At 60.6% G+C, this 15,779-nt stretch carries 11 protein-coding genes and 2 tRNA genes; 4 read left to right on the plus strand and 9 right to left on the minus strand.

Annotated features, from left to right (window positions below; translation table 11 throughout):
* Window positions 1-82: 82 nt before the first annotated feature.
* Window positions 83-847: a 23S rRNA (guanosine(2251)-2'-O)-methyltransferase RlmB gene (gene rlmB, locus QMX91_RS11170; protein WP_282412714.1), complete on the minus strand. Its 765-nt coding sequence runs from the start codon at window positions 845-847 to the stop codon at window positions 83-85.
* Window positions 844-3,474, minus strand: a complete 2,631-nt coding sequence (rnr, locus tag QMX91_RS11175; RefSeq protein ID WP_027611420.1) for a ribonuclease R — start codon at window positions 3,472-3,474, stop codon at window positions 844-846. The genes rlmB and rnr overlap by 4 nt, the downstream gene beginning before the upstream one ends.
* A gap of 225 nt (window positions 3,475-3,699) precedes the next feature.
* Between rnr and QMX91_RS11180 the strand changes: the two genes are divergently transcribed.
* The 4 genes from QMX91_RS11180 to QMX91_RS11195 all read left to right on the plus strand — a co-directional run bounded on the left by QMX91_RS11180 (window position 3,700) and on the right by QMX91_RS11195 (window position 6,957).
* Window positions 3,700-3,786 (plus strand) — tRNA-Leu (locus QMX91_RS11180).
* Between the two features lie 180 nt (window positions 3,787-3,966).
* A tRNA-Leu gene (locus QMX91_RS11185) sits at window positions 3,967-4,053 on the plus strand.
* A gap of 328 nt (window positions 4,054-4,381) precedes the next feature.
* Window positions 4,382-5,392: an iron ABC transporter substrate-binding protein gene (locus tag QMX91_RS11190; RefSeq protein ID WP_139053497.1), complete on the plus strand. Its 1,011-nt coding sequence runs from the start codon at window positions 4,382-4,384 to the stop codon at window positions 5,390-5,392.
* Window positions 5,392-6,957: an iron ABC transporter permease gene (locus QMX91_RS11195; RefSeq protein ID WP_282412715.1), complete on the plus strand. Its 1,566-nt coding sequence runs from the start codon at window positions 5,392-5,394 to the stop codon at window positions 6,955-6,957. Before QMX91_RS11190 ends, QMX91_RS11195 begins: the two co-directional genes overlap by 1 nt.
* Before the next feature lie 100 nt (window positions 6,958-7,057).
* Here QMX91_RS11195 and QMX91_RS11200 read toward each other — a convergent pair whose 3' ends face one another.
* The 7 genes from QMX91_RS11200 to hfq form a co-directional block, all read right to left on the minus strand.
* Complete coding sequence (locus QMX91_RS11200; RefSeq protein ID WP_282412716.1) at window positions 7,058-8,992, minus strand: methyl-accepting chemotaxis protein; 1,935 nt, start codon at window positions 8,990-8,992, stop codon at window positions 7,058-7,060.
* A 139-nt stretch (window positions 8,993-9,131) separates the two neighbouring features.
* Window positions 9,132-10,421 (minus strand): adenylosuccinate synthase, encoded by a 1,290-nt coding sequence (locus tag QMX91_RS11205; protein WP_003221122.1) that lies wholly within the window; start codon window positions 10,419-10,421, stop codon window positions 9,132-9,134.
* A gap of 54 nt (window positions 10,422-10,475) precedes the next feature.
* Window positions 10,476-11,663, minus strand: coding sequence for an ATP phosphoribosyltransferase regulatory subunit (locus QMX91_RS11210; protein ID WP_047600701.1), 1,188 nt, complete (start codon window positions 11,661-11,663; stop codon window positions 10,476-10,478).
* A gap of 313 nt (window positions 11,664-11,976) precedes the next feature.
* Window positions 11,977-12,846, minus strand: a complete 870-nt coding sequence (gene hflC, locus QMX91_RS11215; RefSeq protein WP_027611416.1) for a protease modulator HflC — start codon at window positions 12,844-12,846, stop codon at window positions 11,977-11,979.
* Complete coding sequence (gene hflK / locus QMX91_RS11220; RefSeq protein WP_007967435.1) at window positions 12,846-14,021, minus strand: FtsH protease activity modulator HflK; 1,176 nt, start codon at window positions 14,019-14,021, stop codon at window positions 12,846-12,848. The genes hflC and hflK overlap by 1 nt, the downstream gene beginning before the upstream one ends.
* Window positions 14,022-14,117: 96 nt before the next feature.
* A complete protein-coding gene (gene hflX, locus QMX91_RS11225) occupies window positions 14,118-15,419 on the minus strand; it encodes a ribosome rescue GTPase HflX (RefSeq protein WP_003221114.1) in 1,302 nt (433 codons plus the stop codon).
* A 12-nt stretch (window positions 15,420-15,431) separates the two neighbouring features.
* Entirely contained in the window at window positions 15,432-15,692 is a 261-nt protein-coding gene (gene hfq, locus QMX91_RS11230; protein ID WP_003221112.1) for an RNA chaperone Hfq, read from the minus strand.
* Window positions 15,693-15,779: the final 87 nt, after the last annotated feature.

A 15,779-nucleotide genomic window follows, 5' to 3' on the forward strand; every position in this document is an offset into this window, starting at 1 on the left:
CGTTTCATCAGGCAACATTATTGTTGTCTGACACACCGCTTTCGCGAGCAAGCCCGCTCCCACAGTTTGTTTGCGTACAGCCTTAATTCTTGGATGCAGCCTTGGCCTTGGCGCCGCGTTGACGCTGTGCTTCGAACAGACACACACCGGTGGCCACGGACACGTTGAGGCTGCTGACGCTGCCGGCCATCGGCAGGTTCACCAGATAGTCGCAGTGCTCGCGAGTCAGGCGACGCATGCCTTTGCCTTCGGCGCCCATGATCAGGATGGTCGGGCCGGTCAGGTCCTGGTCATAAATGCTGACCTCGGCCTCACCCGCCGTGCCGACCACCCACAGACCGCGCTGCTGAAGCTTTTCCAGAGTGCGCGCGAGGTTGGTCACCGCCACCAGCGGAATCACTTCCGCCGCGCCGCAGGCCACTTTACGCACCACCGGCGTCAGGGTTGCCGACTTGTCCTTGGGCACGATCACCGCCAGCGCGCCGGCAGCATCCGCCGAACGCAGGCAGGCGCCGAGGTTGTGCGGGTCGGTCACGCCGTCGAGCACCAGCAACAGCGGTGCGCCTTCGGTACGGTCGAGCAGCTCATCGAGCATCGCCTCGCCCCAGACCTGGCTCGGACTGACGTCCGCCACCACGCCCTGGTGCACGCCTTCAACCCAGGCGTCCATTTCGCGGCGCTCGGCCTGACCGATCTGCACACGATTTTCGTTGGCCAGTTCGATCAGGGTCTGCACGCGCGGATCGTTGCGGCTTTCGGCCAGCCAGATCTGCTTGACGCGTTTCGGGTGGTGACGCAACAACGCTTCTACCGCGTGAACGCCGTAGATTTTTTCCAACTGACTCATGACTTCGCCTTCGGTTTACGCGACCCGCCACTTTTGGCTGGAGCCGAACCCGCTTTTGGCGGGCCTTTACGGTGTTTGCTCGGTTTGGCTGGCTTGCCGCCGACGGCCTTCTCAGGCGCCGACCGTCCGGTCTTTCCCCCAGACGCCGCTTTACCACCGCTTTTGGCTTCGGCCAGCAAGGCCTTCTTCAATTCACGGCTTTTGCGCAGCTCGGCATTTTTCGCCACGGCATCGCTCGGGCGATAGGCCTCGACAGCTTTTTCCTTGGCCGGACGACGGCTAGCGGTTTTGGCCGGAGCCTTGTCTTCCACAGCCTTGCTCGCAGGCGCTGCGGTATCGGCGCCACGTTTCTTGCGACCAATCGGTGCGCTGATGGTTTTTTCGGCCATCTCGAAGTCGATCTTGCGCTCGTCGAGATCGACGCGCATCACGCGCACTTCAACGGTATCGCCGAGACGGAAGCTGCGACCGGTGCGCTCGCCCGCCAGGCGGTGATGCACAGGGTCGAAGTGGTAGTAATCGCCTGGCAGCGCGGTGACGTGCACCAAGCCTTCGACGTAGATATCGGTCAGCTCGACGAACAGACCAAAACCGGTCACGGCGGTGATCACCCCCGGGAACGATTCGCCCACGCGATCTTTCATGAACTCGCACTTGAGCCAGTTCACCACATCGCGGGTGGCTTCGTCGGCACGGCGCTCGCTCATCGAGCACTGCTCGCCGAGTTGCTCCAGCGCCGCTTCGTCGTACGGATAGATGCGCGCCTTCGGAATGGTCATCGCCCCGGCACGACGAACGTGCGGAGTGTCCTGTTTCGAATGGATCACGCTGCGGATGGCGCGGTGCGTGAGCAGGTCCGGGTAACGACGGATCGGCGAGGTGAAGTGGGTATAGGCTTCGTAATTCAGGCCGAAGTGGCCTTCGTTCTGGGCGCTGTACACCGCCTGGCTCAGGGAGCGCAGCATCACGGTCTGGATCAGATGGAAATCCGGACGGTCCTTGATGCTCGCCAACAGGGCCTGATAGTCCTTTGGCGACGGGCCATCCTTGCCTTTGTGCAGGGACAGGCCGAGCTCGCCGAGGAACGCGCGCAGTTTTTCCAGACGCTCCGGTGGCGGGCCGTCGTGGACACGGTACAGCGCGGGGATTTCGTGCTTCTTGAGGAATTCGGCGGTGGCCACGTTGGCCGCCAGCATGCATTCCTCGATCAGCTTGTGCGCATCGTTGCGGGTGGTAGGACGGATTTCGGCAATTTTGCGCTCGGAACCGAAGATGATCCGGGTTTCCTGGGTTTCGAAATCGATCGCGCCACGCACGTGACGGGCAGCCAGCAACACTTTGTACAGCGCATAGAGCTGCTTGAGGTGCGGCACCACGTCGGTGTATTCGCCGCGAAGCTTGCGCGCTTCGGTGGCTTTCGGGGTTTCCAGCATCGCGCTGACCTTGTTGTAGGTCAGACGGGCGTGGGAATGGATCACCGCTTCATAGAAGCAGTAGTCGGTCATTTCGCCGGACTTGGAGATGGTCATCTCGCAAACCATGGCCAGACGATCGACGTGCGGGTTCAGCGAGCACAGGCCGTTGGACAGCTGTTCAGGCAGCATCGGCACCACGCGCTCGGGGAAATACACCGAGTTGCCGCGTACCTGGGCTTCGTTGTCCAGCGCCGAACCGATCTTCACGTAGCTGGAGACGTCGGCAATCGCCACGTACAACTTCCAGCCGCCGGAGAACAGGCGCAACTTGCCCGGCTTGGCTTCGCAGTAGACCGCGTCGTCGAAGTCGCGGGCATCTTCGCCGTCGATGGTGACGAACGGCAGATGGCGCAGGTCGACACGCTTCTCTTTGTCTTTCTCTTCGACTTCCGGCTTGAGCTTGGCGGCTTCTTTGAGTACCGCTTCAGGCCAGACGTGCGGAATGTCGTAGGTGCGCAGCGCGACATCGATTTCCATGCCCGGCGCCATGTAGTTGCCGACCACTTCGACCACATCGCCTTGCGGCTGGAAGCGCGGCGTCGGCCAGTGGGTGATTTTCACCTCGACGAACTGACCGATCTGCGCGTTGGCGTTGCGGCCTGGCGTAACCAGCACTTCCTGCTGGATCTTCGGATTGTCGGCAACGACAAAACCGATACCGCCCTCTTCGAAGTAGCGACCGACGATCGTTTCGTGGGCACGGGACACCACTTCGACGATCACGCCTTCACGGCGGCCACGACGGTCAAGACCCGAAACGCGGGCCAGCGCACGATCGCCATCGAACACCAGACGCATCTGCGCCGGGCTCATGAACAGGTCATCGCTGCCGTCGTCCGGCACCAGGAAGCCGAAACCGTCACGGTGACCGCTGATGCGGCCGAGGATCAGGTCGAGCTTGTCCACCGGCGCATAGGTGCCACGGCGGGTGTAGATCAATTGAGCGTCGCGCTCCATGGCGCGCAGGCGGCGGCGCAGGGCTTCGATCTGGTCTTCTGTGGTCAGACCAAACTCTTCGACCAGTTGCTCGCGGGCAGCAGGCGAACCCCGATCGGCGAGATGCGCCAGGATCAGTTCGCGGCTGGGAATAGGGTTTTCATATTTTTCCGCTTCACGAGCGGCCTCGGGATCGAGGGACTGCCAATCGGCCATTAGAGAGTTTTCACCTTGTCTATATGCGGGTTAGTTTGGCATAGGCGCCATCAAACGGGAAATTTCCGACTATATAAGGCCCTTCTGGAGCCTTGTATCGACGCCTGAAAGCCCTTTTGAACACCGCTGGTAAAAAAATTCATTTTTTTTGCTGACAGGGGTTTACAGTTAAAAAGGCGCTCCGTATAGTGCGCGCCATCGACGACGTACACACGTTGACGAGATGCCCAGGTGGTGAAATTGGTAGACACGCCAGCTTCAGGTGCTGGTGACCTTACGGTCGTGGAAGTTCGAGTCTTCTCCTGGGCACCAATTTCGAGTTTGAGACTAGATCAGTTTCAAGGCTCACACAAAACCCGCGAAAGCGGGTTTTTTGCATTCTAAGCAACGGATTTGTTAAAACTGATTAATTAAAATTAAATCAGGGGTTTACAGATCAAAAAGCGCTCCGTATAGTGCGCCACATCAACAGCGGCAACGCTCGCGATGAATGCCCAGATGGTGAAATTGGTAGACACGCCAGCTTCAGGTGCTGGTGACCTTACGGTCGTGGAAGTTCGAGTCTTCTTCTGGGCACCAATTCAAACTCAAGGTTACGACGTTGAGTTTCCCGAAAACCCGCGAAAGCGGGTTTTTGCGTTTCTGGCGTTTGAAAACCCGCAAGCCTGTGTGGCGAGGGAGCTTGCTCCCGCTGGGATGCGCAGCATTCCTCGCTTTTACATCAGTCATTCCCTCTCTCAGGATTAACGAACGCTACGCAGCCGAGCGGGAGCAAGCCCCCTCGCCACACATGATCACCAGATCATGCTCTAGCAAACCTCCGCCCTCGTCGCAAGGCGCACTTGAGAAACAATATCGTTTATCATTGTTGCAAGTTTTTGCAATGCGACAGTGAGGAACCCTGCGAATGATGTTTCGAAATACCCTGCGCCGCGGCTTGACCTTCACCCTGCTCGGCCTGGCACTCGCCACTCCCCTCACCCAGGCAGCCGATGCGGTTTCCCTGACGCTCTACAACGGTCAACACAAGGAAGTCGGCGATGCGATCGCCAAGGCTTTCGAGGCCAAGACCGGCATTCACGTCAACGTACGCAAGGGCAGCAGCAACCAGCTCGCCAGCCAGGTCATCGAAGAAGGCGACCGCTCCCCCGCCGACGTGATTTACACCGAAGAATCTCCTCCGCTGAACAACCTCGGCGAGCAAGGCCTGCTGGCCAAGACTGACGACGCCACGCTGGCCGTGCTGCCCAAGCAATACGTAGCCGGCAACGGCACCTGGATCGGTGTCACCGCGCGGGTTCGCGTGGTTGCCTACAACCCGAAACTGGTCGATGAGAAAGACCTGCCGAAGTCGGTGATGGAATTCTCCGATCCGAAATGGCAAGGCAAAGTCGGTTTCGTACCAACCAGCGGCGCATTCCAGGAACAAGCCGTGGCGATCATCAAGATGCACGGTCGCGACGCCGCCGAAGAATGGCTGACCGGCCTGCGCGCTTTCGGCAAGACCTACAGCAACAACATGGTCGCCCTCAAAGCTGTGGAAAACGGCGAAGTCGCCACCGTACTGGTGAACAACTATTACTGGTTCGCCCTGCAGCGCGAGAAAGGCAAACTCGACTCGAAACTGCATTACTTCACCGGCGGCGACGTCGGCGGACTGATCACTGTATCCAGCGCTGCCGTGCTGAAATCCAGCAAACATCCAAAAGAAGCCCAGCAATTCCTTGCCTACATGGCCAGTGAGGAAGGCCAGCGCGTGATCACTCAGACCACCGCCGAATATCCGCTGCACAAAGGCATGGAATCGGATCGCGGACTCAAGCCGTTCAGCGAATTAGAAGCCCCGAACGTGACCCCGGCCGATCTGGGCAACGCCGAAGAAGCGCTGGACCTGGAACGTGAAGTTGGCCTGAACTGATGGCCACATCGTTATCCGCCCCCGCCGCGCGCGGGGGTTATGTGCCACGACGCAAGCGGCCGTCGATCTGGTTGGTGCTGCCGGTTTTATTGCTGGTGGTCATGAGCCTGTTGCCTCTGGCCTATGTCGGCCTGAAAGCCTGGCAGGCCGGTTGGGCCGAAGCGCTGCACCTGTTGTGGCGCCCTTACGTATTCGGTCTGCTGCGCAACACCTTGGCGTTGATGGTCGGCGTAACGCTGACTTGCGGCGTGATCGGCCTGTCACTGGCGTGGCTGCTGGAGCGCAGCAATCTGCCGGGACGACGCCTGTGGGGGGTGATTCTGTGCCTGCCATTTGCGGTGCCGGCGTTTGTCAGCAGCTTCACCTGGGTGTCGTTGAGCGCGCAGTTCGAAGGCCTCGGCGGGGCGATTCTGGTGATGAGCCTGTCGAAGTATCCGCTGATCTTTCTGCCGGTCGCGGCGACCCTGCGCAACCTCGATCCGTCCCTTGAAGAGTCGGCTCGCACCTTGGGACAGAATCGCTGGGGCGTGTTTTTCCGCGTCACCCTGCCGCTGCTCTGGCCGTCGCTGCTGGCTGGCTCGCTGCTGATTGCCCTGCACATGCTGGTCGAGTTCGGCGCGCTGTCGATCATCGGCCTGCAAACCTTCACCACCGCCATCTACCAGCAATTCGAACTGGAATTCAGCAACGCCAATGCGGCGATGCTTTCGGCGGTGCTGCTCACGCTGTGTCTGATGCTGCTGTGGCTGGAGCTGCGGGTGCGCGGTAAAGGGCGCCATGTGCGCACCGGCCAGGGTGCAGCGCGTCGAGCCGAGCAAGTGCGGTTGGGACCGTGGGCGGTTGCCGGTCAGTTCTATTGCCTGTTGCTGGCGATTGTCGGTAGCGGGATTCCGCTGGGAATGCTCGCGTACTGGCTGGCGGTGGGCTCATCGGCAGCGTTCCCGGTCGCGGCGATCACCGAAGCCCTGCTGTCTTCGCTGGCCTTGTCGCTGGGTGGCGCAGCGCTGTGCCTGCTGCTGGCGGTGCCGGTCGGGCTGCTGGTGGTGCGTTACAAGGGCCAACTGGCGATCTGGGCCGAACGCTTGCCGTATCTGCTCCACGCCTTGCCGGGCCTGGTAATCGCGCTGACGCTGGTGTATTTCGCCCTGCACTACGTGCCGGCGCTGTACCAGACCTCGGCATTGCTGCTGATCGCTTATGCGCTGCTGTTCCTGCCATTGGCACAGGCGCCGATCCGCACGGCACTGAACAAGGCTGCGCCGCAGCTGGAGGAAGCGGCACGCACGTTGGGGGCATCGTCATTCACCGCGTTTTGCCGGGTGACCCTGCCGATCATCTTCCCGGCACTGGGTGCGGCGTTTGCGCTGGTGTTTCTGGATGCGATGAAGGAATTGACGGCGACGCTGCTGCTCAGTCCGACCGGGCTGAACACGCTGGCGACCGAGGTCTGGGCGCATACGGCAAATGTCGAGTTCGCGGCGGCGGCGCCTTATGCGGCGTTGTTGATTGTGGTGTCGGGGTTGCCGGTGTATCTGCTGACGACGCGGATGTATCTGAGCCGCTGAAATCGCCTTCGCGAGCAAGCCCGCTCCCACAGTTTGACCGAGTCCCACCAGAGGAATGCGATCGAATGCGGGAGCGAGCCTGCTCGCGAAGGGGGAAACATCAGGCCCTGAACTGCCCCAGGCTGGCTTTCAACTGCGCCGCCAGCCCATCCAGTACCTTGCCACTGGCCGTGGTTTCCACCACCGCCTGCGCCGCTTTCTCGGCCTGGGCATGAATCGTTTCGACCCGCCCACGCACCGCCTGCGCGCCCTGCGCCTGATGCGCCGCAGCCTGGGTCGCTAGACCAATCGCCGCATGCACCTGCTCAACCGAAGCCTGCACCGATTGCTGCAACCGCGCGCTGTCGCGCAACACCAGCAAACCTTCGCTGGCCTGACGCCCCGCCTGGCCGATCGCTTCTACCGCCTCACGCGCGCCCTGCTGCAACGCGACGATGTGCGCCTGAATGTCACCGGTCGAGCTTTGCGTCTTGCTCGCCAGCGCGCGCACCTCGTCCGCGACCACGGCAAAACCGCGGCCGGTCTCACCGGCCCGCGCCGCTTCGATCGCCGCATTCAGGGCCAGCAGGTTAGTCTGCTCGGCGATGCCATGAATCACCGTCAGCACCACTTCGATCTGTTCGCTCTGCTGCGCCAGTCGCTCGATGACTTTCGCCCCGGTATCAACCTGCCCTGCCAGCGCCTCGATCAGGCTGCCTACTTTCGCCGAGGTCCGAGTGTTTTCGTCGGTGGCCTGGCGAATATCCACCACCTGTTTCAACGCCGCCTGCATGGCATGGCTTTCCGATTGCGCCTCGTCAGCCATTTGCGACAGCGCGCGCAGGCTTTCCGCCACCTCGTCACGCTGCATCCCGGCCGCTGCGTCGGCACCGGCATTGCGCAAGGTCATGGCGCCGATTTCCACACCGGTACGCTGGGCCACGTCGCCCGCCTCGCGCACGATCGGCTGCAACTTATCCACAAAGCGATTGACCGCCGAGGCCATGTCGCCGATTTCGTCCTTGCTGTTGATCTGCACGCGCTTAGTCAGGTCGCCCTCGCCTGCCGCCAGATCGTCCATCGCCGCATTGAGCATCTTCAAGCGATTGACCACCCGGTGCCCCAGCACCACCGCCAGCAACAGCAGCACGCCACAGCCGACCAGCGCCAGACCCATGCCGATCCGCCAGCGCAAGGTCGCAGCGGCGTCCTGTACCGTGCTGGTGGTATTGGCTTTCATTTCGGCAGCGGTGGATTGCGCCGACTGCAGGCGCGCCTGCATTGCCGTCGCGCTGTCGGCGGCGGCGCCCTTGAGGCTGTCGCCCACCAGTTGATCACTGCTGGCGATCAGCGCCGAGAAGCGCTGGTCGAGCGCCGCCAGATCGGTTTCCACCGACGCGGTCGAGACGCCCATCAGCACTTTGCCGATTTCCACGCCGTTAGGGTTGATCGAGGCTTCGAGGTAGTAGACCGACGGATCGTTTTTCGCCGCGTCCAGCACCTTGTCCAGCGCGCGCTCGCCCTGGCCTTTTTCCAGCAAGGCCTTGTTGATCGGATTTTCGCGGTTGAGGTAACGCGTCAGGTGTTGACCGGTGGCATCGTCGTAAACCACGAACAACACGTTGGGATTGCGCTGGGCGCGACGAGCAAATTCGGACAGGGTCGGCACGTCGCTGTCCCACATGGCGCGCGGCGCCACCGAGGCGAGCAACTGGGCCATGTCATTGGCCGAGTCCTTGAGATCTTTTTCCAGTGTCGTACGCAGTTGCGCCTGCTCTTCCTTCAGACGGGAAGACAGGCCGGCGGTCAGACGCTGCCGAGTACTTGAGGAAAGGTTATCGAGGCTTGAGGTGACTTCACGCCCGGCCTGCTCCAGCTCGCCGGAGAGCTTTTGGCTGTCAGCGCCCAGACGAGCGCCGAGATCGGCTTCCAGCGCCGTGACCGTGCTTCGTGTCAGGGCGACTGCCACCAGCACTTGCACCAAAAGGGCGATACCAAGGGTAACGAACACGGGCCGCAACAAACGGCTTTGTAACAGTGAGAGAACGGCCGACACTGTGAATCCCTCTACTTCTGACGCCATTAATTTGATGGCACTCTTGTAGGAAGATTTACAGCAAAGGTCATGCCGTCCAACAGGCATAAACGACAAAGGCCCCGATTAAGGGGCCTTTGTTTTTTACATCAACGACTTATCAAGCGAACGGATGACGCAGAACGATGGTTTCGTTGCGATCCGGGCCCGTCGAAATAATGTCGATCGGCGCGCCGATCAACTCTTCAACGCGTTTGATGTAGGCACGAGCATTAGCTGGCAGCTCTTCCAGGGTTTTGGCACCCACGGTCGATTCGGTCCAGCCCGGCACTTCTTCGTACACAGGCTGCAGGCCCACGTAGCTGTCAGCGTCGGTCGGCGCCACGGCATTGCCTTGCGCGTCCTTGTAGCCGGTGCAGATGTTGATGGTTTCCAGACCATCGAGTACGTCCAGCTTGGTCAGGCAGATGCCCGAGATGCTGTTCACATCGATCGCGCGACGCAGGATAACGGCGTCGAACCAGCCGCAACGACGGGCACGGCCGGTGGTCGCGCCGAACTCGTGACCTTGCTTGGCCAGGTGCGCACCCACGTCGTCGAACAGCTCAGTCGGGAATGGACCCGAACCGACGCGAGTGGTGTAAGCCTTGGTGATGCCCAGGATGTAGTCGAGGAACATCGGGCCAACGCCCGAACCGGTCGCCACGCCACCTGCGGTGGTGTTGGAACTGGTCACGTACGGGTAGGTACCGTGGTCGATGTCGAGCAACGAACCCTGAGCGCCTTCGAACATGATGTCTTTGCCGGCGCGACGCAGGTCGTGCAGCTCGGCAGTCACGTCGAGCATCAGCGGCTTGAGCAGCTCGGCGTATTCCTTGCACTCGGCCAGAGTCTTTTCGAACTCGATGGCCGGCTCTTTGTAGTAACCGACCAGCATGAAGTTGTGGTAATCCACCAGTTCACGCAGCTTGTCTTCGAAGCGCGGCATGTTCAGCAGGTCGCCCACGCGCAGGCCACGACGTGCAACCTTGTCTTCGTAAGCCGGGCCGATGCCGCGACCGGTGGTACCGATCTTCAGCTCGCCACGGGCTTTTTCACGGGCCTGGTCCAGCGCCACGTGGAAGGACAGGATCAGCGGGCAGGACGGGCTGATACGCAGGCGCTCGCGCACCGGTACGCCTTTCTCTTCCAGCTTGGTGATCTCACGCAGCAGGGCGTCAGGTGCAACCACCACGCCGTTGCCGATCAGGCACTGCACGCCTTCGCGCAGCACGCCCGACGGGATCAGGTGCAAGACGGTTTTCTCGCCGTCGATCACCAGGGTGTGGCCAGCGTTGTGGCCACCTTGGTAGCGCACTACGGCGGCAGCATGTTCGGTCAGCAGATCAACGATCTTGCCTTTGCCCTCATCACCCCATTGGGTGCCCAGGACTACGACATTCTTACCCATAACACTTGTCCTCATTCGCGCAAACTTGGTGCCGGCGATGGCCGGCAGGAAAACTCAAGAAGCCAGTGGCGATACTTGCCAAAGCCCGTTCTGCTGAATCAATTGCCGGTCGCAGTCCGCATCACGGGCGGCGGCCAAAGGTTGTCCAGGCAATGCCTGAACGACACGCTGACCCTCACTGCGCAACTGGCAAACCTGCTGCCAGAGTGCCGCATCCGTACTGTCAGGCATCCAGATACCGCCAGACGGTAGCTCGATCTCAGCACGCCCCAGGGTCACCAGGGTTTTCAAATCGGTAGAGAAGCCGGTCGCCGGACGGGCACGACCGAAGTCGGCGCCGATGTCGTCGTAACGACCGCCCTGAGCGATGGACTGGCCCACGCCCGGGACAAACACCGCGAACACCACACCCGTGTGGTAGTGGTAGCCGCGCAGCTCGCCCAGGTCGAAGTACAGCGGCAACTCCGGGAAACGCGTCGCCAGACGATCGGCGATCTCCAGCAAATCTTCCAGCGCCGCCAGAACCGGCGCCGGTGCATTGGCCAGACGCTCACGGGCCGCACTCAGTACTTCACGGCCGCCACACAGATCGACCAGCGCCCGCAGCATGCCGGACAGATCGGCCGGCAGGCCTTCGGTCAAGGTAATGACCTCGTCGATGGCCTTGCGTTGCAACGCATCGAACAACTGCTGCTCGACTTCACCGGACAGACCGGCGGCACGCGCCAGACCACGGTAGATGCCGACATGGCCAAGGTCCATGTGTACATCCGGCACATCGGCCAGTTGCAGCATGGCCAGCATCAGGCTGATCACTTCAACGTCGCTGCTCGGGCTGGCATCGCCGTAGAGCTCGGCACCCAACTGGATCGGGCTGCGCGAGGACGACAGTGCACGCGGCTGGGCATGCAGCACGCTGCCGGCGTAGCACAGACGGCTCGGGCCTTCGCGACGCAGGGTGTGCGCATCGATGCGCGCCACTTGCGGCGTGATGTCGGCACGGAACCCCATCTGCCGACCCGACTGCGGGTCGATGACCTTGAAGGTACGCAGATCCAGGTCCTGGCCCGCACCGGTCAGCAGGGATTCCAGGTACTCGATATGGGGAGTCACGACAAACTCGTAACCCCAGCTCTGGAACAGATCCAACACCTGACGACGCGCGACTTCAATGCGCGCCGCTTCCGGTGGCAGTACTTCTTCGATGCCATCTGGCAGCAGCCAGCGGTCTACCGTTGCCATTACGCCATTCCCCTTTGATCCGGGCGGCCAGCCTGCGGGCGAGCCTTGAGTGAAGCAGAAAATGACCGATCCGTTCAAAACGCACGCGCATGAACGACGCGGCGAAAGGCCTGTTACCGGCTTCGCCCATCACTTTCCTCGAAAAACGCTCGGGCCATTCAACCCGATGCCTGCAACAAAAAACAGCAATCAAACGTGCAGACGCAAAAAAGCCGGGAATTTCCCGGCTGCCGCATCATACACACGTTTTCCCAAAGGATCACCCCGCCCGAGGTTTTAGCCGCCGGGCGGAATGATTCAGGTCAACGTCGTATCAAGGCTTGGACTTTTCCAGGTAACGGAAGAAGTCGCTGCTTGGGTCGAGAACCATGACGTCGGATTTGTTCGCGAAGCTTTCACGGTAGGCACGCAGGCTACGGTAGAAACCGTAGAACTCCTGATCCTGGCCGTAGGCCTTGGAGTAGATCGCAGCGGCCTGGGCATCGCCATCACCGCGAATCTCTTCGGACTCACGATAGGCTTCAGCCAGCAGCACGCGGCGTTGACGATCGGCGTCGGCACGGATGCCTTCGGCCAGCTCGTTACCCTTGGCGCGGTGCTCGCGAGCTTCACGCTCACGCTCGGTGCTCATACGTTCGAACACGCTGCGGTTCACTTCTTTCGGCAGATCGATGGCCTTGACCCGGACATCGACGACTTCGATACCCAGCTCTTTTTCCGCCATCTTGTTCAGCGACGCGGTGATGTCAGCCATCAGCGCATCACGCTCACCCGACACCACTTCGTGCAGGGTGCGCTTGCCGAACTGGTCACGCAGACCGGATTCCAGACGACGGGACAGACGCTCGTCTGCGATCTGCTTGAGGCCGGAAGTCGCCGTGTAGAAGCGCTCGGCATCTTTCACGCGCCACTTGGCGTAGGCATCGACCATCACGGCTTTCTTTTCCAGGGTCAGGAAGCGCTGTGTCGGTGCATCCAGCGTCATCAGACGTGCGTCGAATTTACGCACCTGGTTAACGTAAGGCACTTTCACATGCAGGCCCGGCTGGACATCGGCCTGAACCACACGACCGAATTGCAGCAGCACCGCGCGCTCGGTCTGAGCCACGATATAGAAGCAGTTCCAGCCCACCAGCACCACGACAACGCCAACGATCAGGGCGATCAGCGATTTATTGCTCATCAGCGGGTCTCCCTTGTACGTGTCTGCGGCAGGTCAGTGACATGCGGCGCGACGTCCGTGTTGTTGCTGGCGGCAGCCGAACCGGTAACCGGTGCATTGCTGCCCGAACTGTTCTGGATCATTTTGTCCAACGGCAGGTAAAGCAGGTTGCTCTGGCCGTTCTTGTTGCCGGTCACGAGTACCTTGCTAGTGTTGCTGAAGACTTCCTGCATGGTGTCCAGGTACAGACGCTGGCGGGTGACTTCAGGGGCCTTGCGATACTCGGCGACCAGTTTGGTAAAGCGATCCGCCTCACCCTTGGCGCGCGAAACCGTTTCGTCGCGGTAACCGTTGGCATCCTCGAGGATACGCTGGGCCTGACCACGGGCTTCCGGCACGACGCCGTTGGCGTAGGTTTCCGCCTGGTTGCGCGAACGCTGCTCGTCTTCACGGGCGCGGATCACGTCGTCGAAGGCTTCCTGCACTTCACGCGGTGCCGCTGCGCTCTGTACGTTGACCTGGGTGACGGTGATACCGGTGCGATAGGTATCGAGGAAACGTTGCAGACGCTCCTTGATTTCGCTGGCCATCAATTCACGACCTTCGGTCAGCACCTGATCCATGGCGGTCGAACCCACCACGTGGCGCAAGGCGCTGTCGGTCGCATGCTGCAGACTGATTTCCGGCTGATCGACGTTCAGCACGAAGTCCTGCAGGTTGCTGATCTTGTACTGCACGGTCAGCGGCACTTCGACGATGTTCTCGTCTTCAGTCAGCATCTGGCCCTGCTTGGTGTAGGCACGCTCACGCGTGACGTTTTCCATGTACTTCTTGTCGATCGGCGGGAAGTAGATGTTCAGGCCGGGGCCGACGGTCTCGTAGTACTTGCCGAAGCGCAGCACCACGGCTTGCTCCTGCTCGTCGACCACATAGACCGCGCTGTACAGCCAGACAGCCGCCAGCACCACGAGGCCGATGCCGAGCAGACCGCCGAAGCCGCCACCACTCCTGCCCGAACCACCGCCGTCATCACCACCGCGTTTCTTACCACCACCGAACAACCCGTTCAGGCTTTCCTGCAGCTTTCGGAAGGCCTCGTCGAGATCCGGTGGCCCCTTGCGGTCGCCGTTATTGCGGCGCTTGCCACCCCAAGGATCCTGATTATTCGAGTTGCCACCCGGCTCATTCCAAGCCATAGCGCTCTCCATCTGATAAAGCAAAGACGCACCCACGGCGCGCCGACCAATGCTACAGAATGCCTGCCGTTGCGGCACAACCGCTTTGCCAGGCTTTTATTGCAAAGTGTGTTGCTCGATGAATTCCATCGGCTGCAATCCTTCGCGGCTTACCAGTCGATTCAACTCGACCCGGGGCAAACGAACGGCCAGCAGGCAGATGCCTTCTTCGTCATGCTCTTCTTTCTGTACCGCACCGAGTTCGAAGAACTGCGCACGCAGTCGAGCGAACCGTTGCGGCAAGCGCAATGTCCCCACAAACAAATCACTGCCCAGCAACTCGGCAATGGCTTGCTCAAGCAATTCCAGCCCCGTGCCATCGCGCGCCGACAGCCAGACCCGCTGCGGTTTGCCATCGGCATCACGCTGGATCTGTGGCTCAACGCCTTCAAGCAAATCGAGTTTGTTGTATACCTCGAGGATCGGCAAGTCCTGGGCTCCGATCTCGCCCAGTACCACCATCACCTGCTCGATCTGCAACATGCGATCCGGTTCGGCCGCATCGATCACGTGCAACAGCAGGTCGGAATTGCTCGACTCTTCGAGCGTAGACCGAAATGCCTCGACCAGCTTGTGCGGCAAGTGCCGAATGAACCCTACCGTGTCAGCCAGAACGATCGGCCCCAGGTCGTCCAGTTCCAGACGGCGCAGGGTCGGGTCGAGCGTGGCGAACAACTGGTCGGCCGCGTATACCTCGGACTTGGTCACGTTATTGAACAGCGTGGATTTGCCGGCGTTGGTGTAGCCCACCAGAGAAACGGTAGGGATATCCGCACGGGAACGGCCGCGACGCGATTGCTCGCGCTGGCTGCGCACTTTTTCCAGACGACCCTTGATCTGACGCAGACGAACCCGCAGCAGACGCCGGTCGGTTTCGAGCTGGGTTTCACCCGGGCCACGCATGCCGATACCGCCACCCTGACGCTCAAGGTGAGTCCAGCCGCGAACCAGGCGGGTGCTCATGTGATCAAGCTGGGCCAGTTCTACCTGGAGCTTGCCTTCATGGGTACGGGCGCGCTGAGCGAAGATATCGAGAATCAGGCCGGTACGGTCGATCACGCGACACTCGAAAACACGTTCGAGGTTACGTTCCTGACTGGGCGTGAGGATGTGATTGAAAATCACCAGATCGGCCTTTTCGGCATGGACCAGGTCGCGTAACTCCTCGACCTTGCCGCTGCCAATCAGGAATTTGGCGGTTGGCCGATGACGCGGTACGTTAAAAAACGCAACGGTCTCGGCGCCCGCCGAATTAGCCAATTCCTGAAACTCCTGCGGATCTTCGCGCGCCTCAGGGTCCTGACCTTCCAAGTGAACGAGGATGACTCGCTCACCACCACCGTGGCGCTCAAAGAACAAAGGAGACTCCTATCAGGCGTTACCTGGCTCAGCGTCACCTGCATCGGATTCGGTTGCGCTAGGCAGACGAATTGGACGTACTGGCACGACTGTCGAGATAGCGTGTTTGTAAACCATCTGGCTGACGGTGTTTTTCAGCAGGATAACGAACTGGTCGAACGACTCGATCGTGCCTTGCAGTTTGATACCGTTGACCAGGTAGATGGAAACCCCAACTTTCTCTTTACGTAAAGTATTCAAGTAAGGGTCTTGTAGCGAATGCCCTTTTGACATGTGCCGCACTCCTTTAAGGATTCAATAATAAAAATAGGTAATTCAGATGGCTTTGGCCGCCACACCCCCAAGGATAGACGGCAATTG

The sequence above is a fragment of the Pseudomonas sp. PS01299 genome (genome assembly GCF_029960145.1).
Classification (GTDB): Bacteria; Pseudomonadota; Gammaproteobacteria; order Pseudomonadales; family Pseudomonadaceae; genus Aquipseudomonas; species Aquipseudomonas putida_A.

Excerpts from the sequence above, each read along its gene's own strand:
- rlmB (WP_282412714.1), bottom strand. The coding sequence starts at position 847 with ATGAGTCAGTTGGAAAAAATCTACGGCGTTCACGCGGTAGAAGCGTTG.
- rnr (WP_027611420.1), bottom strand. The coding sequence starts at position 3,474 with ATGGCCGATTGGCAGTCCCTCGATCCCGAGGCCGCTCGTGAAGCGGAA.
- QMX91_RS11190 (WP_139053497.1), top strand. The coding sequence starts at position 4,382 with ATGATGTTTCGAAATACCCTGCGCCGCGGCTTGACCTTCACCCTGCTC.
- QMX91_RS11195 (WP_282412715.1), top strand. The coding sequence starts at position 5,392 with ATGGCCACATCGTTATCCGCCCCCGCCGCGCGCGGGGGTTATGTGCCA.
- QMX91_RS11205 (WP_003221122.1), bottom strand. The coding sequence starts at position 10,421 with ATGGGTAAGAATGTCGTAGTCCTGGGCACCCAATGGGGTGATGAGGGC.
- QMX91_RS11210 (WP_047600701.1), bottom strand. The coding sequence starts at position 11,663 with ATGGCAACGGTAGACCGCTGGCTGCTGCCAGATGGCATCGAAGAAGTA.
- hflC (WP_027611416.1), bottom strand. The coding sequence starts at position 12,846 with ATGAGCAATAAATCGCTGATCGCCCTGATCGTTGGCGTTGTCGTGGTG.
- hflK (WP_007967435.1), bottom strand. The coding sequence starts at position 14,021 with ATGGCTTGGAATGAGCCGGGTGGCAACTCGAATAATCAGGATCCTTGG.
- hfq (WP_003221112.1), bottom strand. The coding sequence starts at position 15,692 with ATGTCAAAAGGGCATTCGCTACAAGACCCTTACTTGAATACTTTACGT.